The 16,327-nt window shown below is 69.3% G+C and carries 28 protein-coding genes; 1 reads left to right on the top strand and 27 read right to left on the bottom strand.

Translation table 11 applies throughout. The features are described from left to right. Positions 1 to 61: 61 nt before the first annotated feature. The 24 genes from map to rpsJ form a co-directional block, all read right to left on the bottom strand. A complete protein-coding gene (gene map, locus J3P32_RS11830) occupies positions 62 to 886 on the bottom strand; it encodes a type I methionyl aminopeptidase (protein ID WP_210439937.1) in 825 nt (274 codons plus the stop codon). A gap of 19 nt (positions 887 to 905) precedes the next feature. After that, on the bottom strand, positions 906 to 1,481 hold the full coding sequence (locus J3P32_RS11825; protein ID WP_210439936.1) for an adenylate kinase: 576 nt from the start codon (positions 1,479 to 1,481) through the stop codon (positions 906 to 908). 1 nt (position 1,482) lies between these two features. Further along, entirely contained in the window at positions 1,483 to 2,778 is a 1,296-nt protein-coding gene (gene secY / locus J3P32_RS11820; protein WP_210439935.1) for a preprotein translocase subunit SecY, read from the bottom strand. Positions 2,779 to 2,967: 189 nt separating this feature from the next. Next, on the bottom strand, positions 2,968 to 3,408 hold the full coding sequence (gene rplO / locus J3P32_RS11815) for a 50S ribosomal protein L15 (RefSeq protein ID WP_210439934.1): 441 nt from the start codon (positions 3,406 to 3,408) through the stop codon (positions 2,968 to 2,970). A gap of 1 nt (position 3,409) precedes the next feature. Beyond that, on the bottom strand, positions 3,410 to 3,592 hold the full coding sequence (gene rpmD / locus J3P32_RS11810) for a 50S ribosomal protein L30 (RefSeq protein WP_210439933.1): 183 nt from the start codon (positions 3,590 to 3,592) through the stop codon (positions 3,410 to 3,412). Beyond that, positions 3,592 to 4,215 carry a 30S ribosomal protein S5 gene (gene rpsE / locus J3P32_RS11805; RefSeq protein WP_210439932.1) on the bottom strand — a complete coding sequence of 208 codons (624 nt, stop codon included), beginning with the start codon at positions 4,213 to 4,215 and terminating at the stop codon, positions 3,592 to 3,594. The genes rpmD and rpsE overlap by 1 nt, the downstream gene beginning before the upstream one ends. A gap of 85 nt (positions 4,216 to 4,300) precedes the next feature. Further along, entirely contained in the window at positions 4,301 to 4,684 is a 384-nt protein-coding gene (rplR, locus tag J3P32_RS11800; RefSeq protein ID WP_210439931.1) for a 50S ribosomal protein L18, read from the bottom strand. 1 nt (position 4,685) lies between these two features. Continuing rightward, positions 4,686 to 5,228, bottom strand: a complete 543-nt coding sequence (gene rplF / locus J3P32_RS11795; protein WP_210439930.1) for a 50S ribosomal protein L6 — start codon at positions 5,226 to 5,228, stop codon at positions 4,686 to 4,688. 34 nt (positions 5,229 to 5,262) lie between these two features. Beyond that, positions 5,263 to 5,682, bottom strand: a complete 420-nt coding sequence (gene rpsH, locus J3P32_RS11790; RefSeq protein WP_191278206.1) for a 30S ribosomal protein S8 — start codon at positions 5,680 to 5,682, stop codon at positions 5,263 to 5,265. Positions 5,683 to 5,769: 87 nt separating this feature from the next. Further along, complete coding sequence (locus tag J3P32_RS11785) at positions 5,770 to 5,955, bottom strand: type Z 30S ribosomal protein S14 (protein ID WP_011757321.1); 186 nt, start codon at positions 5,953 to 5,955, stop codon at positions 5,770 to 5,772. A gap of 1 nt (position 5,956) precedes the next feature. Next, on the bottom strand, positions 5,957 to 6,523 hold the full coding sequence (gene rplE / locus J3P32_RS11780; protein WP_210439929.1) for a 50S ribosomal protein L5: 567 nt from the start codon (positions 6,521 to 6,523) through the stop codon (positions 5,957 to 5,959). A 1-nt stretch (position 6,524) separates the two neighbouring features. Next, positions 6,525 to 6,878 (bottom strand): 50S ribosomal protein L24, encoded by a 354-nt coding sequence (rplX, locus tag J3P32_RS11775; protein ID WP_210439928.1) that lies wholly within the window; start codon positions 6,876 to 6,878, stop codon positions 6,525 to 6,527. 3 nt (positions 6,879 to 6,881) lie between these two features. Then, a complete protein-coding gene (gene rplN / locus J3P32_RS11770; protein WP_056599693.1) occupies positions 6,882 to 7,250 on the bottom strand; it encodes a 50S ribosomal protein L14 in 369 nt (122 codons plus the stop codon). 118 nt (positions 7,251 to 7,368) lie between these two features. Then, positions 7,369 to 7,653 carry a 30S ribosomal protein S17 gene (gene rpsQ / locus J3P32_RS11765; protein WP_210439927.1) on the bottom strand — a complete coding sequence of 95 codons (285 nt, stop codon included), beginning with the start codon at positions 7,651 to 7,653 and terminating at the stop codon, positions 7,369 to 7,371. After that, positions 7,650 to 7,889, bottom strand: coding sequence for a 50S ribosomal protein L29 (gene rpmC, locus J3P32_RS11760; RefSeq protein WP_210439926.1), 240 nt, complete (start codon positions 7,887 to 7,889; stop codon positions 7,650 to 7,652). Before rpmC ends, rpsQ begins: the two co-directional genes overlap by 4 nt. Continuing rightward, the gene (gene rplP, locus J3P32_RS11755) at positions 7,889 to 8,308 is read right to left on the bottom strand and encodes a 50S ribosomal protein L16 (protein WP_210439925.1); all 420 of its coding nucleotides are present in this window, start codon (positions 8,306 to 8,308) and stop codon (positions 7,889 to 7,891) included. Before rplP ends, rpmC begins: the two co-directional genes overlap by 1 nt. 4 nt (positions 8,309 to 8,312) lie before the next feature. Further along, positions 8,313 to 9,146 carry a 30S ribosomal protein S3 gene (rpsC, locus tag J3P32_RS11750; protein ID WP_210439924.1) on the bottom strand — a complete coding sequence of 278 codons (834 nt, stop codon included), beginning with the start codon at positions 9,144 to 9,146 and terminating at the stop codon, positions 8,313 to 8,315. Next, positions 9,146 to 9,598, bottom strand: a complete 453-nt coding sequence (rplV, locus tag J3P32_RS11745) for a 50S ribosomal protein L22 (RefSeq protein ID WP_210439923.1) — start codon at positions 9,596 to 9,598, stop codon at positions 9,146 to 9,148. Before rplV ends, rpsC begins: the two co-directional genes overlap by 1 nt. Beyond that, entirely contained in the window at positions 9,595 to 9,876 is a 282-nt protein-coding gene (gene rpsS, locus J3P32_RS11740; protein ID WP_090969263.1) for a 30S ribosomal protein S19, read from the bottom strand. The genes rplV and rpsS overlap by 4 nt, the downstream gene beginning before the upstream one ends. 5 nt (positions 9,877 to 9,881) lie before the next feature. Continuing rightward, on the bottom strand, positions 9,882 to 10,718 hold the full coding sequence (gene rplB / locus J3P32_RS11735) for a 50S ribosomal protein L2 (RefSeq protein ID WP_210439922.1): 837 nt from the start codon (positions 10,716 to 10,718) through the stop codon (positions 9,882 to 9,884). 24 nt (positions 10,719 to 10,742) lie between these two features. Beyond that, positions 10,743 to 11,048 carry a 50S ribosomal protein L23 gene (gene rplW, locus J3P32_RS11730; protein ID WP_210439921.1) on the bottom strand — a complete coding sequence of 102 codons (306 nt, stop codon included), beginning with the start codon at positions 11,046 to 11,048 and terminating at the stop codon, positions 10,743 to 10,745. Then, the gene (rplD, locus tag J3P32_RS11725) at positions 11,045 to 11,887 is read right to left on the bottom strand and encodes a 50S ribosomal protein L4, sunset domain variant (protein ID WP_210439920.1); all 843 of its coding nucleotides are present in this window, start codon (positions 11,885 to 11,887) and stop codon (positions 11,045 to 11,047) included. Before rplD ends, rplW begins: the two co-directional genes overlap by 4 nt. A gap of 2 nt (positions 11,888 to 11,889) precedes the next feature. Then, the gene (gene rplC / locus J3P32_RS11720) at positions 11,890 to 12,567 is read right to left on the bottom strand and encodes a 50S ribosomal protein L3 (RefSeq protein ID WP_210439919.1); all 678 of its coding nucleotides are present in this window, start codon (positions 12,565 to 12,567) and stop codon (positions 11,890 to 11,892) included. Positions 12,568 to 12,575: 8 nt separating this feature from the next. Further along, the gene (gene rpsJ / locus J3P32_RS11715) at positions 12,576 to 12,884 is read right to left on the bottom strand and encodes a 30S ribosomal protein S10 (protein WP_008360994.1); all 309 of its coding nucleotides are present in this window, start codon (positions 12,882 to 12,884) and stop codon (positions 12,576 to 12,578) included. Positions 12,885 to 13,315: 431 nt separating this feature from the next. Here rpsJ and J3P32_RS11710 point away from each other — a divergent pair, with 431 nt between their 5' ends. Continuing rightward, positions 13,316 to 13,699 (top strand): hypothetical protein, encoded by a 384-nt coding sequence (locus J3P32_RS11710; RefSeq protein ID WP_210439918.1) that lies wholly within the window; start codon positions 13,316 to 13,318, stop codon positions 13,697 to 13,699. Here J3P32_RS11710 and trmB read toward each other — a convergent pair whose 3' ends face one another. Genes trmB through J3P32_RS11695 form a run of 3 tightly spaced genes read right to left on the bottom strand, consistent with a single transcriptional unit; the run spans position 13,700 to position 16,324 of the window. Further along, a complete protein-coding gene (gene trmB, locus J3P32_RS11705) occupies positions 13,700 to 14,425 on the bottom strand; it encodes a tRNA (guanine(46)-N(7))-methyltransferase TrmB (protein ID WP_307861674.1) in 726 nt (241 codons plus the stop codon). It lies immediately after the preceding gene. A 52-nt stretch (positions 14,426 to 14,477) separates the two neighbouring features. Further along, positions 14,478 to 15,869, bottom strand: coding sequence for an aspartate aminotransferase family protein (locus J3P32_RS11700; RefSeq protein WP_210439917.1), 1,392 nt, complete (start codon positions 15,867 to 15,869; stop codon positions 14,478 to 14,480). Further along, positions 15,866 to 16,324, bottom strand: a complete 459-nt coding sequence (locus tag J3P32_RS11695; RefSeq protein ID WP_246850090.1) for an Lrp/AsnC family transcriptional regulator — start codon at positions 16,322 to 16,324, stop codon at positions 15,866 to 15,868. The genes J3P32_RS11700 and J3P32_RS11695 overlap by 4 nt, the downstream gene beginning before the upstream one ends. Between the last annotated feature and the right edge of the window lie 3 nt (positions 16,325 to 16,327).

Below are 16,327 nucleotides of genomic sequence, written 5' to 3'. Positions count from 1 at the left end.
AGTACTCCCCTCCAGCGGCCCCATCCTTCCACGGACGCCGGTGGGGGCGCGAAACGGGAGGTCAGCGTCCGCCGAATGGGACGCCGAGCTCGCGCAGGCGCTCCTCGCCGCCGTCGACGGCGGTCAGCACCCACGCGCCCCGGTCGGTGACGGTGAAGGTGTGCTCGAAGTGCGCGGCGAGCGACCGGTCGACGGTGACGACCGTCCACTCGTCCTCGAGCAGGTCGGTGTGCTTGCTGCCGAGGGTCACCATCGGCTCCACCGCCAGCGCCAGCCCCTCCACGATCGTGGGGCCACGTCCGCGCCGGCCGTAGTTGGGCACGTTGGGCGACATGTGCATCTCGGTGCCGATGCCGTGGCCGGTGTAGTCCTCGAGGATGCCGTAGCGCCCCTGGGCGCGGACGTAGGTCTCGATGGCGTGGCTGATGTCGGTGACGCGTCCACCCAGCCGCGCCGCGGCCATGCCGCGCCACAGCGACTCCTCGGTGACGCGCAGCAGCTCGGTGACGTCGGCAGCGACCTCCCCGACGGGGACCGTGACGGCCGCGTCGCCGTGCCAGCCCTCGACGATCGCCCCGCAGTCGATCGAGATGACGTCGCCCTCGACCAGCACCCGGTCGCCGGGGATCCCGTGGACGACCTCCTCGTTGACCGACGCGCAGATGGTGGCCGGGAACGGCGGGTGGCTGTAGCCCTTGAACGACGGGACGCCACCGTGGTCGCGGATGTGCGCCTCGGCGAGCGTGTCGAGCTCGCGCGTGGTCACCCCGGGGCGCACGGCGGCGCGCAGCAGCTCCAGCGTCTCCCCCACGAGCCGGCCGGCGACGCGCATGAGGTCGATCTGCTCGGCCGTCTTGATCTCGATCCCGCGGTCGCGGAACGCCATGGTGCGCAGCCTGCCGGGGTCAGCTCTGGGCGACCACGTCGAGCGCCCCGAAGATGCGCTTGGTGACCTCGTCGACCTCGCCCATGCCGTCGACCTCGATGAGGATGCCGCGGTCGCGGTAGACGTCGATCAGCGGCTCGGTCTGCTCGGCGTAGACCTCCTGGCGCCGGCGGATGACGTCCTCGGTGTCGTCCGCACGACCGTCGGTCTGCGCGCGGTGCAGCAGGCGCTGCACGAGCTCCTCGGGGTCGACGGTCAGCACGACGACCGCGTCGAGCTGGTGACCGGTGAAGCGGATCATCCCGTCGAGCTCGGTGACCTGGGCCAGGGTGCGGGGGTAGCCGTCGAGGAGGAAGCCGGGAGCGGCGTCCGCCTCGTCGATCCGGTTGCGCACCATCAGGTTGGTGACCTCGTCCGGAACGTACTCGCCGGCGTCCATGTAGCGCTTCGCCTCGACGCCGAGCGGGGTCCCCTGGGAGACGTTGGCCCGGAAGATGTCACCCGTGGAGATCGCCGGGATGCCGAAGTGGTCGGCCACGACCTTGGCCTGGGTGCCCTTGCCGGCGCCCGGCGGGCCCATGAGGATGAGTCTCATTTCAGCGGAGGAATCCTTCGTAGTTGCGCTGCTGGAGCTGGCTCTCGATCTGCTTCACGGTGTCGAGGGCCACGCCGACCATGATGAGGATGGACGTGCCGCCGAAGGGGAAGTTCTGGTTGGCCTCGATCGCCGCGAAGGCAATGAGCGGGACCAGCGAGATCAGGCCGAGGTAGAGAGCTCCAGGGAACGTGATGCGGGACAGGACGTAGGACAGGTAGTCCTCGGTCGGCTTGCCCGCCCGGATCCCGGGGATGAAGCCGCCGTACTTCTTCATGTTGTCCGCCACCTCGACGGGGTTGAAGGTGATCGAGACGTAGAAGTACGTGAAGAAGATGATGAGCGCGAAGTAGGTCGCCATGTACAGCGGGTGGTCGCCGTTGACGAAGTAGGTGCTCACGAAGTCGAGAACCGGGTTGCTGCTCTCGGGGTTGAACTGGACCGCCATCGCCGGCAGGTAGAGCAGCGACGAGGCGAAGATGACCGGGATGATGCCGGCCTGGTTGACCTTGAGCGGGATGTAGGTCGAGTTGCCGCCGAACATCTTGCGGCCGACCATCCGGCGGGCGTACTGCACCGGGATGCGGCGCTGCGCCTGCTCGATGAAGATCACGCCGGCGACCAGGATCAGGCCGACGATCATCACGACGGTGAAGGTGACCCAGCCCTGCGAGGTCTGCACGCTCCACAGCGACGCCGGGAAGGTGGCCACGACCTGCGTGAAGATGAGGATCGACATGCCGTTGCCGATGCCGCGGTCGGTGATGAGCTCACCGAGCCACATGATGACCGCGGTGCCGGCGGTCATGGTGACGACCATGACGAGGAACGTCGCCGTGCCGTCGTCGTGCAGCAGGTCGCGGGTGCAGCCCTGCAGCAGCGCGCCGTTGCGGGCCAGCGCCACGATGCCCGTGGCTTGGAGGACCGCGAGGCCGAGCGTCAGGTAGCGGGTGTACTGGGTGATCTTCGTCTGCCCGGCCTGGCCCTCCTTCTTGAGGGCCTCGAGGCGTGGGATCACCACGACCAGCAGCTGCAGGATGATCGACGCCGTGATGTACGGCATGATCCCGAGCGCGAAGATGGTGAGCTGCAGCAGCGCACCGCCGGAGAAGAGGTTGATCAGGCTGTAGAGCCCACCCTCCTCCAGCTGGTCGATGCAGGCCTGGACGTTGGCCACGTGCACCCCGGGGGTGGGCACCTGCGAGCCGAGCCGGAAGATCGTGATGATCAGCAGGACGAACAGCAGCTTGCGCCGCAGGTCCGGCGTCCGGAAAGCGTTGGCGAACGCGCCTAGCACTAGTTCCTCTTTCGTAAGGGTGCCCGGCCAGGATCGGCGGGCGGACGAGAATCCCTCGCCGTCGTGCGGCGGAGGGCCCGGGGAAGCCTAACAGTCAGCGTCGGAGCGACTTCCCCCCACAACGACGAAGGCCCGGCCGACAGTTCCCACTGTGCGGCCAGGCCTTCACCGGATGTGCGAGATGTGGCCTCAGGCCACGGTCGCGGTGCCGCCGGCGGCCTCGATCTTCTCCCGGGCGGAGGACGAGAACGCGTCGGCGCTGACCTGGACCGGGACCGAGATGTCGCCCTGGCCCAGGACCTTGACCGGCTGGCCCTTGCGGACCGCGCCCTTGGCCACGAGGTCGGCGACGGTCACCTGGCCGCCCTCGGGGAAGAGCTCGCCGAGGCGGTCGAGGTTGACGACCTGGAACTCCACGCGGAAGGGGTTCTTGAAGCCCTTCAGCTTGGGCAGGCGCATGTGGATCGGCATCTGGCCGCCCTCGAACGCAGACGGGACCTGGTAGCGCGCCTTGGTGCCCTTCGTACCGCGACCGGCGGTCTTGCCCTTCGAGGCCTCACCGCGACCCACGCGGGTCTTGGCGGTCTTGGCACCCGGAGCGGGACGCAAGTGGTGCAGCTTGAGCGTCATGTCACTCCACCTCCTCGACCGTCACGAGGTGACGGACGGTGTTGATCATGCCCCGGATCTCCGGGCGGTCTTCCTTCACGACGACGTCGCCGATGCGCTTGAGACCGAGGGAACGAAGCGTCTCGCGCTGGTTGGCCTTGAGCCCGACCAGCCCGCGCTTCTGCTGGACCTTCAGCTGTGCCATCAGGACTGCACCCCCGCCGTCGCCTCGAGCTCGGCCTCGGCGCGCGCCTTCAGCAGCGCGGCCGGGGTGACGTCCTCGACGCGCATGCCGCGGCGCGCGGCCACGGCCTCGGGCTCCTCGAGCATCCGCAGCGCCTCGACGGTCGCGTGGACGATGTTGATCTGGTTGGACGAGCCGAGCGACTTGCTGAGCACGTCGTGGATGCCGGCGCACTCGAGGACCGCGCGCACCGGGCCACCGGCGATCACGCCGGTACCGGGAGCGGCGGGACGCAGCAGGACGACGCCTGCGGCCTTCTCGCCCTGGACCGGGTGCGGGATGGTGCCCTGGATGCGGGGGACCTTGAAGAAGTGCTTCTTGGCCTCCTCGACACCCTTGGCGATCGCCGCGGGGACTTCCTTCGCCTTGCCGTAGCCGACGCCGACCAGACCTTCACCGTCGCCGACGATCACGAGGGCGGTGAAGCTGAAGCGACGACCACCCTTCACGACCTTGGCGACACGGTTGATCGCCACGACGCGCTCGATGTAGGCGGTCTTGTCAGCCTGGCGACCGTTGTCGCGTCCGCGACGGTCACCAGACTGGCGCTCGCCACCGCGCTGTCCGCGCTGGGCTCCGCTCATGAGACTTGCTCCTTCAGTGTTGTCTGGCGCGACCGTGCCGACTTCGTCGCCACGCTGCCGCGCAGAATCTTGGGGTGTCGTGCGATCAGAACTGGAGGCCGCCCTCACGGGCGGCGTCAGCCAGGGCCGCGATGCGACCGTGGTACTTGTTGCCGGCACGGTCGAAGACGACGCCCTCGACACCCGCCGCCTTGGCACGGCTCGCGACGAGCTCGCCGACCTTCTTGGCCTGCTCGGTCTTGTCGCCGCCCGCGCTGCGGACGTCGGCCTCCATCGAGGAGGCGTAGGCCAGCGTGGCACCGGCGAGGTCGTCGACGACCTGCACGGTGATGTGACGCGAGGACCGGGTCACGACCAGGCGCGGGCGCTCGGTCGTGCCGTGGATCCGCTTGCGGCCACGCGCCTGGCGGCGGAGGCGGGCACGGACACGGTTCGCCGTGTGCTTGTTGTTGCTCAGGGAGATCGCCATGTCACTTACCGGCCTTTCCGACCTTGCGGCGGATCTGCTCGCCGGCGTAGCGCACGCCCTTGCCCTTGTAGGGCTCGGGCTTGCGGAGCTTGCGGATGTTGGCCGCGACCTCGCCGACGAGCTGCTTGTCGATGCCGACGACGCCGAGCTTCGTCGGGCCCTCGACGGTGAAGGTGATGCCCTCGGGGGCGTCGAAGATGATCGGGTGCGAGTAGCCGAGCTGGAACTCGAGCTGCGTCGGGCCCTTGGGCAGGACGCGGTATCCCACGCCCACGATCTCGAGCTTCTTCTCGTAGCCGTCGGTGACGCCGACCACCATGTTGTTGATGAGCGTGCGGGTCAGGCCGTGGAGCGAGCGGCTCGTGCGCTCGTCGTCGGGACGCGTGACCTCGAGGACGCCGTCCTCGCCCTTGGCGACCGTGATCGGCGCGGCGACGGTGTGCGACAGGGTGCCCTTGGGGCCCTTGACGGTGACCATCGACTCGTCGATCGCGACGTCGACACCGGACGGGACCGCGATGGGGAGCTTGCCAATGCGCGACATGCTTCTCTCTCTTCCTGGTCTCAGAGGGTCCGGGTCACCAGACGTAGGCGAGGACTTCGCCGCCCACGCCCTTCTGGTTCGCCTGGCGGTCGGTGAGCAGGCCCTGGGACGTCGAGATGATCGCGACGCCGAGGCCGCCGAGGACCTTGGGCAGGTTGGTGTGCTTGGCGTACACGCGCAGGCCGGGCTTGCTGATGCGGCGGACGCCGGCGATCGAGCGCTCCCGGTTGCGGCCGTACTTGAGCGTGACGGTCAGCGTCTTGCCGACGGCGGGCTCGCCCTCGGCGGTCACGTTGTCCGCGACGTCGTAGGAGGTGATGTAGCCCTCCTGCTTGAGGATCTCCGCGAGGCCGGCCTTCATCTTGCTGTAGGGCATCGACACCACGTCGTGGTACGCCTGGTTGGCGTTGCGCAGACGCGTGAGCATGTCTGCGATCGGGTCAGTCATCGTCATGATGTGGTTCTTTCTCGTCGTGGTTTCCGCCGGCTCGCAGCCGGTGGACCTGCAACGGGTGTGAGGTGATTTACCAGGAGACCGTGGTCACCAGGAGGACTTGGTGACGCCGGGGAGCTCGCCGCGGTGGGCCATCTCCCGCAGGCAGATGCGGCACAGGCCGAACTTGCGGTAGACGGCCTTCGGGCGGCCGCAGCGCTGGCAGCGGGTGTAGCCGCGGACAGCGAACTTCGGCTTGCGGGCGGCCTTGACCTTGAGCGCAGTCTTCGCCATGTCAGTTCTCCTTGAACGGGAAGCCGAGCTGCTTGAGCAGCGCGCGGCCCTCGTCGTCGTTGGTGGCGGTGGTCACGACGGTGATGTCCATGCCGCGGGACCGGTCGATCCTGTCCTGGTTGATCTCGTGGAACATGACCTGCTCGGTGAGACCGAAGGTGTAGTTGCCGCGGCCGTCGAACTGCTTGGGCGAGAGGCCGCGGAAGTCGCGGATGCGGGGCAGGGCCAGCGACAGCAGCCGGTCCAGGAACTCCCACATCCGGTCGCCGCGCAGCGTGACGTGCGCACCGATCGGCATGCCCTCGCGCAGCTTGAACTGCGCGATGGACTTGCGGGCCTTGGTCACGGCCGGCTTCTGGCCGGTGATCGCGGTGAGGTCGCGGATGGCGCCCTCGATCAGCTTGGAGTCGCGAGCGGCCTCGCCGACGCCCATGTTGACCACGATCTTGGTCAGGCCGGGCACCTGCATGATGTTCGCGATGTCGAACTCCGAGCGCAGGGCGGGGACGATCTCCTCGCGGTAGCGCGCCTTGAGACGGGGGATCTCCGTCGTCTGGGTCTCGGCCATCTCAGATCTCCTTGCCGGTCTTGCGGGACACGCGGACCGAGCGGCTGGCGGCGTAGGTCGAGCCGTCGGGACGGCGCTTGGTGACCTCGTCGCGGCGGAAGCCGACACGCGTGACGCCGTCACCCTCGACGAGCATCACGTTGGAGACGTGGATGGGCGCCTCGCGGGTGATGATGCCGCCGGTGGTGTTGGTCTGCTGCACGGACTTGGTGTGGCGCTTGACGAGGTTGACGCCCTCGACGACCACCCGCTCCTCCTCACGGAGGACCGAGATGACCTTGCCCTGGGCACCCTTGTCCTTGCCCGCGATCACCTTGACGGTGTCGCCCTTCTTGATGTTCATGTTCTTACCCATCTCTCACAGCACCTCCGGGGCGAGCGAGATGATCTTCATGAAGCGCTTCTCGCGCAGCTCGCGGCCCACGGGGCCGAAGATGCGCGTGCCACGAGGCTCGCCGTCGTTCTTGAGGATGACGGCGGCGTTCTCGTCGAAGCGGATGTAGGAGCCGTCGGCACGGCGACGCTCCTTGACGGTGCGCACGACCACGGCCTTGACGACGTCGCCCTTCTTGACGTTGCCACCGGGGATCGCGTCCTTGACGGTGGCGACGATGACGTCACCGATGCCGGCGTAGCGACGGCCGGAGCCACCGAGAACACGGATGCAGAGGATCTCCTTCGCACCGGTGTTGTCGGCGACCTTGAGTCGCGACTCCTGCTGGATCATTGGTTTCTCCTGGTTGTCGAGCCGGTTCTCACGCCCTCGCGGGGCGGGAGCCTGGCCGAACTGGTGGGGTTACGGGTGGTGCTGGTCCGGTGAGCCGACGGATCGGCTCACCGAGGGCTCACTTGGCCTTCTCGAGGACCTCGACGAGCCGCCAGCGCTTGGTGGCGGACAGCGGACGGGTCTCCATGATCAGGACCCGGTCGCCGATGCCGCACTGGTTGGTCTCGTCGTGGGCCTTGAGGCGCGAGGTCTTGCGCAGCACCTTGCCGTAGAGGGCGTGCTTCACGCGGTCCTCCACGGCGACGACGATGGTCTTGTCCATCTTGTCGCTCACGACGAGGCCCTCGCGGACCTTGCGCTGGTTGCGCTCGTCGGCCGACTGGGTCGCAGTGTTCTCGCTCATGCCTTCGCCTCTTCGTTGGTGCCCGGCGTGGTGCGGATCCCGAGCTCGCGCTCGCGGACCACGGTGTAGATGCGGGCGATGTCCTTCTTGACCGTGCGGAGCCGGCCGTTGCTCTCCAGCTGGCCGGTGGCCGCCTGGAAGCGGAGGTTGAACAGCTCCTCCTTGGCCTCGCGGAGCTTGGCCTCCAGGTCGCTGGCGTTGAGCTCGTCGAGCTCGTGGGCGTTCAGGGCAGCCATCAGAATTCACCGGCCTCACGGGAGATGAACCGGCACTTCATCGGGAGCTTGTGCATCGCGCGGCGCATGGCCTCGCGGGCAACGGTCTCGTCGACGCCGGAGAGTTCGAACATGACGCGGCCGGGCTTGACGTTGGCCACCCACCACTCGGGGGAGCCCTTGCCGGAGCCCATGCGGGTCTCGGCCGGCTTCTTGGTCAGCGGACGGTCGGGGTAGATGTTGATCCACACCTTGCCGCCACGCTTGATGTGACGGGTCATGGCGATACGGGCCGACTCGATCTGCCGGTTGGTCACGTAGTGACCCTCGACCGCCTGGATGCCGAAGTCACCGAAGGCCAGCGTGGTGCCGCCCTTGGCGACGCCGCGGCGCTTGGGGTGGTGCTGCTTGCGGTGCTTGACGCGACGGGGCATCAGCATGGTGTCAGCCCTCCTGGGTCTCTGCAGGGGTGGCGGCCAGGGCGGTGTCGCCGCCGGCCGGCGCCTCGGTCACGGCGGGGGCGTCGCCACCGCGGGCACCGCGGTCGCCGCGCGAGCCACGGCTCGGACGGTCGCCACCACGGGTGTTGGGACGACCACCGCGGCCGGGAGCACCGGCGCGGGCGGCCTGCTGGGCCTGGCGCTCGGCACGGGTGCCGGCGACCTCGCCCTTGTAGATCCAGACCTTCACGCCGATGCGGCCGAAGGTGGTGCGGGCCTCGTAGAAGCCGTAGTCGATGTCGGCGCGGAGGGTGTGCAGGGGCACGCGGCCCTCGCGGTAGAACTCCGTGCGCGACATCTCGGCGCCGTTGAGGCGGCCCGAGCACTGGATCCGGATGCCCTTGGCACCGGAGCGCATCGAGGTCTGCATCGCCTTGCGCATGGCGCGGCGGAACTGCACCCGGCCCGAGAGCTGCTCGGCGACGCCCTGGGCGACCAGCTGCGCGTCGACCTCGGGGTTCTTGACCTCGAGGATGTTCAGCTGCACCTGCTTGCCGGTGAGCTTCTCGAGCTCGCCGCGGATGCGGTCGGCCTCGGCGCCGCGGCGGCCGATGACGATGCCGGGACGCGCGGTGTGGATGTCGACCCGGACGCGGTCACGGGTGCGCTCGATCTCGACCTTCGCGATGCCGGCCCGCTCCATGCCCTTGGAGAGCAGCTTGCGGATGGCGACGTCCTCACCGACGTACGACTTGTAGAGCTTGTCGGCGTACCAGCGGCTCTTGTGGTCGGTGGAGATGCCCAGGCGGAAGCCGTTGGGGTTGATCTTCTGACCCATCAGGCACCCCTTCCGTTCTTGTTGGCACGGGCGTTCTTGCCCGGCTTGGCGTCGAGCGCGTCAGCCGGCTGCACCGCGAGGGTGATGTGGCTGGTGCGCTTGTTGATGCGGGTCGCGCGGCCCTGGGCACGCGGACGCCAGCGCTTCATCGTCGGACCCTCGTCGACCATGGCGACGGAGAGGACGAGGTCGGCGCGGTTGAGGCCCTCGGTCGTCTCGGCGTTGGCGACCGCGCTCTCGAGGACCTTGTAGACGGTCTCGGAGGCGGCCTGCGGCGCGAACTGCAGCAGCGTCAGCGCCTCGTCGACCGGGAGGCCGCGGACCATGTCGACGACACGGCGGGCCTTCATCGGGGTGATCCGCACGTAGCGTGCGCTGGCGAACGCGCCCGGCTGGTCGCCGAGCAGCGACTCGCGGCGCGCGCTGGTGCGGCTGCGCTCGGTGGTGCTCATCGACGGCGTCCCTTCCGGTCTTCCTTGACGTGCCCGCGGTAGGTGCGGGTGGGGGCGAACTCCCCGAGCTTGTGGCCGACCATGGAGTCGGTGACGAAGACGGGGACGTGCTTGCGACCGTCGTGCACGGCGATGGTGTGGCCGATCATGTCGGGCACGATCATCGACCGGCGCGACCAGGTCTTGATGACGTTGTGCGAGCCCTTCTCGTTCTCGGCGTCCACCTTCTTCTGCAGGTGGTCGTCGACGAAGGGGCCCTTCTTGAGGCTACGAGGCATGTCGGTTACTTCCTACCCTTGCCGGACTTGCGACGACGGATGATCTGGGAGTCGCTGGCCTTGCGCTTGCGCGTACGACCCTCGGGCTTGCCCCAGGGGGAGACCGGGTGGCGACCACCGGAGGTCTTGCCCTCACCACCACCGTGCGGGTGGTCGACCGGGTTCATGACGACACCGCGGACGGTCGGGCGCTTGCCCTTCCAGCGCATGCGGCCGGCCTTGCCCCAGTTGATGTTCGACTGCTCGGCGTTGCCGACCTCGCCGACGGTGGCGCGGCAGCGCACGTCGACGTAGCGCATCTCGCCCGAGGGCAGGCGCAGCGTGGCGCGCGAGCCCTCACGGGCGACGAGCTGGGCGGAGTTGCCGGCCGAGCGGGCGAGCTTGGCGCCGCCGCCGGGACGCAGCTCCACGCAGTGGATGGTGGTACCGACCGGGATGTTGCGCAGCGGCAGGTTGTTGCCGGGCTTGATGTCGGCGTTGGGGCCGGACTCCACGGCGGTGCCCTGGGTCAGGTCCTTCGGCGCGACGATGTAGCGCTTCTCGCCGTCGGCGTAGTGCAGCAGCGCGATGCGAGCGGTGCGGTTGGGGTCGTACTCGATGTGAGCGACCTTGGCCGGCACGCCGTCCTTGTCGTAGCGACGGAAGTCGATGACGCGGTAGGCGCGCTTGTGACCGCCACCCTGGTGACGCGTGGTGATGCGTCCCTGGTTGTTGCGGCCGCCCTTCTTGGGCAACGGGCGCGTCAGCGACTTCTCGGGCGTGGTCCGGGTGATCTCGACGAAGTCGGCCACCGACGAGCCACGGCGGCCCGGGGTGGTCGGCTTGTACTTGCGGATAGCCATATCAGTTCCTATTCACCAGCCCGGTCAGGAGACCGGACCTCCGAAGATGTCGATGCGGTGACCCTCGGCGAGGCTGACGATCGCGCGCTTGGTGTTGGGGCGCTTGCCGATCCCGTAGCGGGTGCGACGCGTCTTGCCCTGGCGGTTGATCGTGTTGACGGAGGTGACCTTGACGTCGAAGACCTTCTCGACCGCGATCTTGATCTCGGTCTTGTTGGCGTCCGGGTGGACGATGAAGGTGTACTTGTTGGCGTCGAGCAGGCCGTAGCTCTTCTCGGACACGACCGGGGCGATCAGGATGTCGCGGTGGTCCTTGTGCAGGGTGCTCACTTGTCGTCCTCCTTGCCACGGGTGAGACCGGCGGCCTCGGCGTCCTCGACGGACTTGAACCAGAAGTCCCCGCCCGCGACGTCGTAGCCGGCGTCGCCCTCGACGAGGTAGGTGCCGGACTGCTGGCCGAGGACCTCGTAGCCCTTCGGGTTCTTCCCGCTCTTGAGCGGCGCCTTGGCACCGGCCGGCAGGGCCGGCTCGTCGGCGGCGTCGGTCCCGGTGGTCGAGCCGGCGGCCGGGGCGGTGGCGCCACCGACGAACACGTCGTAGGCGCCCTTGGTGAAGACCACGTCGTCAGCGGCCAGCACGTCGTAGGTGTTGAGCTGGTCGACGGCGACGATGTGGACCTCGGGCGCGTTGCGCAGCGAGAGCCAGGTGATCGCGTCGGAGCGCTCCAGCACCACGAGGTAGCCCACGCGGTCGGTCAGCGACGTCAGCGCGGCCAGCGCGGCGCGGGTGGAGGGCTTGTCGCCCGACACCAGGCCGTCGACCACGTGCACGCGACCGTTGCGGGCCCGGTCGGAGAGGGCACCGCGAAGGGCGGCGGCCTTCATCTTCTTGGGCGTGCGCTGGTCGTAGCTGCGCGGCTGCGGGCCGTGCACGGTGCCACCACCGGCGAACTGCGGGGCGCGGGTCGAGCCCTGGCGGGCGCGGCCGGTGCCCTTCTGCTTGTAGGGCTTCTTGCCACCGCCGCGGACCTCGCCGCGGGTCTTGGTGGCGTGGGTGCCCTGGCGCGCAGCGGCCTGCTGGGCCACGACGACCTGGTGGATCAGCGGGATGTTGACCTCGACGTCGAAGATCTCGGCGGGGAGGTCGACCTGGACGGTCTGGACAGCCATGCTCAGGCCTCCTTGCCAGTAGCGGCGGAGTTCTTGGCGGCCGAGCGGAGGACCACGAGGCCACCCCGGGGGCCGGGAACGGCGCCCTTGAGGAGGATGAGGCCCTTGTCGGCGTCGACGGCGTGCACCGTCAGGTTCTGGGTGGTGACCGTGTCGTTGCCCATGCGGCCCGACATGCGGGTGCCCTTGAACACGCGACCCGGCGTGGCGCAGGCGCCGATCGAGCCGGGCTTGCGGTGGTTGCGGTGGGCACCGTGCGAGGCGGAGACACCGGCGAAGCCGTGCCGCTTCATCGTGCCGGCGAAGCCCTTGCCCTTGCTGGTGCCGGTGACGTCGATCTCCTCGCCTGCGGCGAAGGTGTCGACCCCGAGCTCCTGGCCCACGGTGTACGAGGCGGCGTCCGCGGTGCGGATCTCGGCGAGGTGGCGACGGGGGGTGACGCCGGCCTTGGCGAAGTGACCCGCCTCGGGCGAGTTCACCTTGCGGGCCTCGATCTCGCCGAAGCCGACCTGGATGGCGTTGTAGCCGTCGACCTCGGGCTGGCGGACCTGGGTCACGACGTTGGTCGCGGCCGCGATGACGGTGACGGGGACGATGCGGTTGTTCTCGTCCCAGAGCTGGGTCATGCCGAGCTTGGTGCCCAGCAGGCCCTTCACGTTGCGTTCGAAAGTGTTAGCCATGTCGCGCCTCAGAGCTTGATCTCGATGTCGACACCGGCAGGCAGGTCGAGACGCATCAGCGAGTCGACGGTCTTCGGCGTCGGGTCGATGATGTCGATCAGGCGCTTGTGCGTCCGCATCTCGAAGTGCTCGCGGGAGTCCTTGTACTTGTGGGGCGAACGGATGACGCAGTACACGTTCTTCTCGGTCGGCAGCGGCACAGGGCCGGCGACCTTCGCACCCGTGCGGGTGACGGTGTCCACGATCTTCCGCGCCGAGGTGTCGATCACCTCGTGGTCATAGGCCTTGAGCCTGATGCGGATCTTCTGTCCCGCCATAGGTCCGTGTCCTCTTCGATCTCGTACGCCTGGTCTGGTTCCGGCTCCCTGCCCCGGGTGGGCGAGCGCCGCCTGTCTCTCCGCCACCCGCCGACCCCCGCGGTCGGGCGTGTCGCGGTTCTGACTCGTGACACGACCCCGAGGGGAAGCGGTGATGCTCTGGGTGGCACCCGACGGTTGTCGGATCTGGTCGGGTCTCCGATCACCACGTGATCCGGTGCGGTGCACGCAAGACGACTGGCTCGATCAAGGAGACGCGATTCAGAAGTCAAGGCGTGCCGCTCCCCGGCGACCCGCCGGAGCAACCGGAACATCTTGACAGACTCCGCGCGCCCACGCCAAATCGCAGGAGGCCCGGTCCGCCGGGCGGCCCTCGTGCCGGCCCGCGCCCTGCTCTTGCCCGCCGCAGGGCCCCGGCCTACCGTCGGAGGATGGCCGGTCCGGTCGAGGTGCTCGTCGTCGTGCTGCTGCTCGGAGCGGGGCTCGCGGTGGTGTGCTACGACCGGGTCCGGCGTGCCTGGCGGCGGGTGCGCGACCGCGCCTCCCCTCCCCCGGAGACGCCCGTCGGCCCCGCGATCGAGGACCTCGCGCGCTCCCTGCGACGCGTCCGCGCCGAGGTCGTCGCACCTGCCCCGGGCACGACCATGGCACGGCGGCGCGGCACGCGGGCGGCGTACGAGGACCTGCTCGTGCAGGCGGCGGAGCGCCTCGGCGTGCCCGACACGCTCAGCGGGGTCCCCGAGGGCACCGACCGCGAGGCGGAGCGGCTCCGCCTCGAGCACCTGCTGCGCGAGGCCGGCCTGGTGCTGGAGTGATCAGGACGTCCGGCGGTAGCAGAGGTCGACGATGTCACGGCCGGCCTCGAGGCCCTTGCGCTCGAAGCGCGTGGCCGGCCGCTCGCTCCACCGCTCGACGCGACCGCCCTCCAGGGTCGGCTCGGCGTCGAGCACCTCGAGCATCTGGTCGGCGTAGTCGGCCCAGTCGGTGGCCAGCCGCCACCTGCCGCCGGGCACCAGCCGCGACGACGCGAGCGCGGCGTTGGCCGGGTTCACCAGTCGCCGCTTGTGGTGCTTGGTCTTGCGCCACGGGTCGGGGAAGAACGTCCAGAGCTCGGCGAGGCTGCCCGGCGCGACGAGGTGCTCGAGCGACCAGACGGCGTCGACGGAGCAGAAGCGCACGTTGTCGGCGCCCGCCTCGGCCACCCGCCACAGCGAGTCGGCGACACCCGGGCGCCACACCTCCAGCGCGAGGACGTCGTGGTCGGGCCGGGCGGCAGCGAGCACCGCGGTGGCCTCGCCGATGCCCGAGCCGATCTCGACGATCAGCGGCGCCTCGCGACCGAACCACTCGGCCAGCGAGAAGCCAGGACGGTCGACCGCCTCGTCGGGGATGACCCAGTCGGCGTGGTGGGCCGCCCACGACTCGGCCTGGCGCGGGGTGAACCGGTTGCCGCGACGGGAGTAGGTGAGGACCTCGCGCATGCGCCGCCCGTCCTCGGTGAGCTTGAGATGCGGGCGGGCCGGGCGTACGACGTCGTTCACGTGCCCATCCTCCCCGGTCACCGCGGGCGGGCGCACATCAGCGACGTGCCGCTCAGAGGTGCGCGAGCGCCCCCGTCAGCACCGAGCGGAGCCGCTGCTCGATGTCGTCGAACTCCGGCTGGCCGATGATCAGCGGCGGCGCGAGCTGGATCACCGGGTCGCCGCGGTCGTCGGCGCGGCAGTAGAGCCCGGCCTCCCACAGCGCCCCGGAGAGGTAGCCGCGGAGCAGCCGCTCGGACTCGGCGTCGTCGAAGGTCTCCTTGGTCTCCCGGTCCTTCACGAGCTCGATGCCGTAGAAGTAGCCGTGGCCGCGCACGTCGCCCACGATCGGGATGTCGAGGAGCCTCTCCAGCGCCGCGCGGAACGCCGGGGCGTTGCGGGCCACGTGGTCGTTGAGGCCCTCGCGCTCGAAGATGTCGAGGTTGGCCATCGCGACGGCCGAGGAGACCGGGTGGCCACCGAACGTGTACCCGTGGGCGTACGCCGTCGTCCCGCTCCTGAACGGCTCGAACAGCCGGTCGCTGGCGATCATCGCGCCGATCGGCGAGTAGCCGGACGTCATGCCCTTGGCGCAGGTGATGATGTCGGGCTGGTAGCCGAACTCCGAGGCGCCGAACATCTCGCCGACGCGGCCGAACGCGCAGATGACCTCGTCGGAGACGAGCAGCACGTCGTACTCGTCGCAGATCTCGCGGACCCGCTCGAAGTAGCCGGGCGGCGGCGGGAAGCACCCGCCCGCGTTCTGCACCGGCTCCAGGAACACCGCGGCGACGGTGTCGGGGCCCTCGAACTCGATGGCTTCCGCGATCCGGTCCGCGGCCCACCGGCCGAACGCCTTCTCGTCGTCGCCCACGAACTCGGGGCGGCGGTAGAAGTTGGTGTTCGGCACCTTGTGCGCTCCCGGCACCAGGGGCTCGAACATCTCCTTCAGCGGCGGGATGCCGGTGATGGACAGCGCCCCCTGCGGGGTGCCGTGGTAGGCCACGGCGCGGGAGATCACCTTGTGCTTGTTCGGCTTGCCGGTGAGCTTGAAGTACTGCTTGGCCAGCTTCCAGGCGGACTCCACGGCCTCGCCGCCACCGGTGGTGAAGAAGACGCGGTTCAGGTCGCCGGGGGCCATCGCGGCGATCCGGTCGGCCAGCTCCACCGCCCGCGGGTGGGCGAAGGACCAGAGCGGGAAGAAGGCGAGCTCCTTGGCCTGGCGGGCGGCCGCCTCGGCGAGCTCCTCGCGGCCGTGGCCGACCTGCACGACGAACAGGCCGGCGAGGCCGTCGATGTACTCCCGCCCGTGGCTGTCCCAGATGCGGTGGCCCTCCCCCCGGACGATCATCGGCATCTCGCCGCCGTTCTCGTAGGTGGAGTGCCGGGTGAAGTGCAACCACAGGTGGTCGCGCCCGGCGGCCTGGTGGTCGAAGGTGTCGGTGGAGGACGTGTGCAGGCTCATCGGGTACCCCAGTTGTAGTGCTGCTTGTTGAGCTTGAGGTAGACGAAGGTCTCCGAGGAGACCACGCCCTCGAGCTCTCGGACCTGGCGGATGACGTCGAGCAGGTGCGGGTCGTCCTCGCACACCACCTCGACGAGGAGGTCGAAGCTGCCGGCGGTCGTGACGACGTAGTCGACCTCGCTCACCTCGGCGAGGCGGTCGCCCACCTTCATCGGGTCGCCCTCGGTGCGCACGCCGATCATCGCCTGGCGGGTGAACCCGACCTGGGTCGGGTCGGTGACGGCGACGACCTGCATCACCTCGGAGTCGAGCAGCTTCTGGACCCGCGCGCGAGCAGCGGCCTCGGACAGCCCGACGGCCTTCGCGATCGCGGCGTAGGAGATGCGGCCGTCCTCCTGGAGGAGCTCGATGATGCGCTTGGCGGTCGCATCGAGCCGCACCGATCCCTCACTCATGCG

It is taken from the genome of Nocardioides xinjiangensis (assembly GCF_017916385.1).
In the GTDB taxonomy this organism is placed as follows: Bacteria; Actinomycetota; Actinomycetes; order Propionibacteriales; family Nocardioidaceae; genus Nocardioides; species Nocardioides xinjiangensis.
The sequence above is the reverse complement of the archived record's forward strand: the minus strand, read 5'-3'. Positions and strand labels throughout refer to the sequence as shown.

Excerpts from the sequence above, each read along its gene's own strand:
- rplV (WP_210439923.1), bottom strand. The coding sequence starts at position 9,598 with ATGAGCACCACCGAGCGCAGCCGCACCAGCGCGCGCCGCGAGTCGCTG.
- rpmD (WP_210439933.1), bottom strand. The coding sequence starts at position 3,592 with ATGGCACAGCTGAAGGTCCAGCAGAAGCGCGGGCTGGTCGGGCTCAAG.
- J3P32_RS11825 (WP_210439936.1), bottom strand. The coding sequence starts at position 1,481 with ATGAGACTCATCCTCATGGGCCCGCCGGGCGCCGGCAAGGGCACCCAG.
- rplX (WP_210439928.1), bottom strand. The coding sequence starts at position 6,878 with ATGGGTAAGAACATGAACATCAAGAAGGGCGACACCGTCAAGGTGATC.
- rpsQ (WP_210439927.1), bottom strand. The coding sequence starts at position 7,653 with ATGAGCGAGAACACTGCGACCCAGTCGGCCGACGAGCGCAACCAGCGC.
- rpmC (WP_210439926.1), bottom strand. The coding sequence starts at position 7,889 with ATGGCTGCCCTGAACGCCCACGAGCTCGACGAGCTCAACGCCAGCGAC.
- J3P32_RS11785 (WP_011757321.1), bottom strand. The coding sequence starts at position 5,955 with ATGGCGAAGACTGCGCTCAAGGTCAAGGCCGCCCGCAAGCCGAAGTTC.
- rplP (WP_210439925.1), bottom strand. The coding sequence starts at position 8,308 with ATGCTGATGCCCCGTCGCGTCAAGCACCGCAAGCAGCACCACCCCAAG.
- rpsC (WP_210439924.1), bottom strand. The coding sequence starts at position 9,146 with ATGGGTCAGAAGATCAACCCCAACGGCTTCCGCCTGGGCATCTCCACC.
- rplN (WP_056599693.1), bottom strand. The coding sequence starts at position 7,250 with ATGATCCAGCAGGAGTCGCGACTCAAGGTCGCCGACAACACCGGTGCG.
- map (WP_210439937.1), bottom strand. The coding sequence starts at position 886 with ATGGCGTTCCGCGACCGCGGGATCGAGATCAAGACGGCCGAGCAGATC.
- rplR (WP_210439931.1), bottom strand. The coding sequence starts at position 4,684 with ATGGCGATCTCCCTGAGCAACAACAAGCACACGGCGAACCGTGTCCGT.
- rplB (WP_210439922.1), bottom strand. The coding sequence starts at position 10,718 with ATGGCTATCCGCAAGTACAAGCCGACCACCCCGGGCCGCCGTGGCTCG.
- rplC (WP_210439919.1), bottom strand. The coding sequence starts at position 12,567 with ATGGCTAACACTTTCGAACGCAACGTGAAGGGCCTGCTGGGCACCAAG.
- rplO (WP_210439934.1), bottom strand. The coding sequence starts at position 3,408 with ATGACGCTCAAGCTGCACCACTTGCGTCCCGCTCCGGGTGCCAAGACC.
- rplE (WP_210439929.1), bottom strand. The coding sequence starts at position 6,523 with ATGGCCGAGACCCAGACGACGGAGATCCCCCGTCTCAAGGCGCGCTAC.
- rplF (WP_210439930.1), bottom strand. The coding sequence starts at position 5,228 with ATGTCGCGCATTGGCAAGCTCCCCATCGCGGTCCCGTCCGGTGTCGAC.
- J3P32_RS11700 (WP_210439917.1), bottom strand. The coding sequence starts at position 15,869 with ATGAGCCTGCACACGTCCTCCACCGACACCTTCGACCACCAGGCCGCC.
- rpsJ (WP_008360994.1), bottom strand. The coding sequence starts at position 12,884 with ATGGCGGGACAGAAGATCCGCATCAGGCTCAAGGCCTATGACCACGAG.
- rplD (WP_210439920.1), bottom strand. The coding sequence starts at position 11,887 with ATGGCTGTCCAGACCGTCCAGGTCGACCTCCCCGCCGAGATCTTCGAC.
- J3P32_RS11710 (WP_210439918.1), top strand. The coding sequence starts at position 13,316 with ATGGCCGGTCCGGTCGAGGTGCTCGTCGTCGTGCTGCTGCTCGGAGCG.
- rpsS (WP_090969263.1), bottom strand. The coding sequence starts at position 9,876 with ATGCCTCGTAGCCTCAAGAAGGGCCCCTTCGTCGACGACCACCTGCAG.
- rpsH (WP_191278206.1), bottom strand. The coding sequence starts at position 5,682 with ATGACGATGACTGACCCGATCGCAGACATGCTCACGCGTCTGCGCAAC.
- rpsE (WP_210439932.1), bottom strand. The coding sequence starts at position 4,215 with ATGAGCGGAGCCCAGCGCGGACAGCGCGGTGGCGAGCGCCAGTCTGGT.
- J3P32_RS11695 (WP_246850090.1), bottom strand. The coding sequence starts at position 16,324 with ATGAGTGAGGGATCGGTGCGGCTCGATGCGACCGCCAAGCGCATCATC.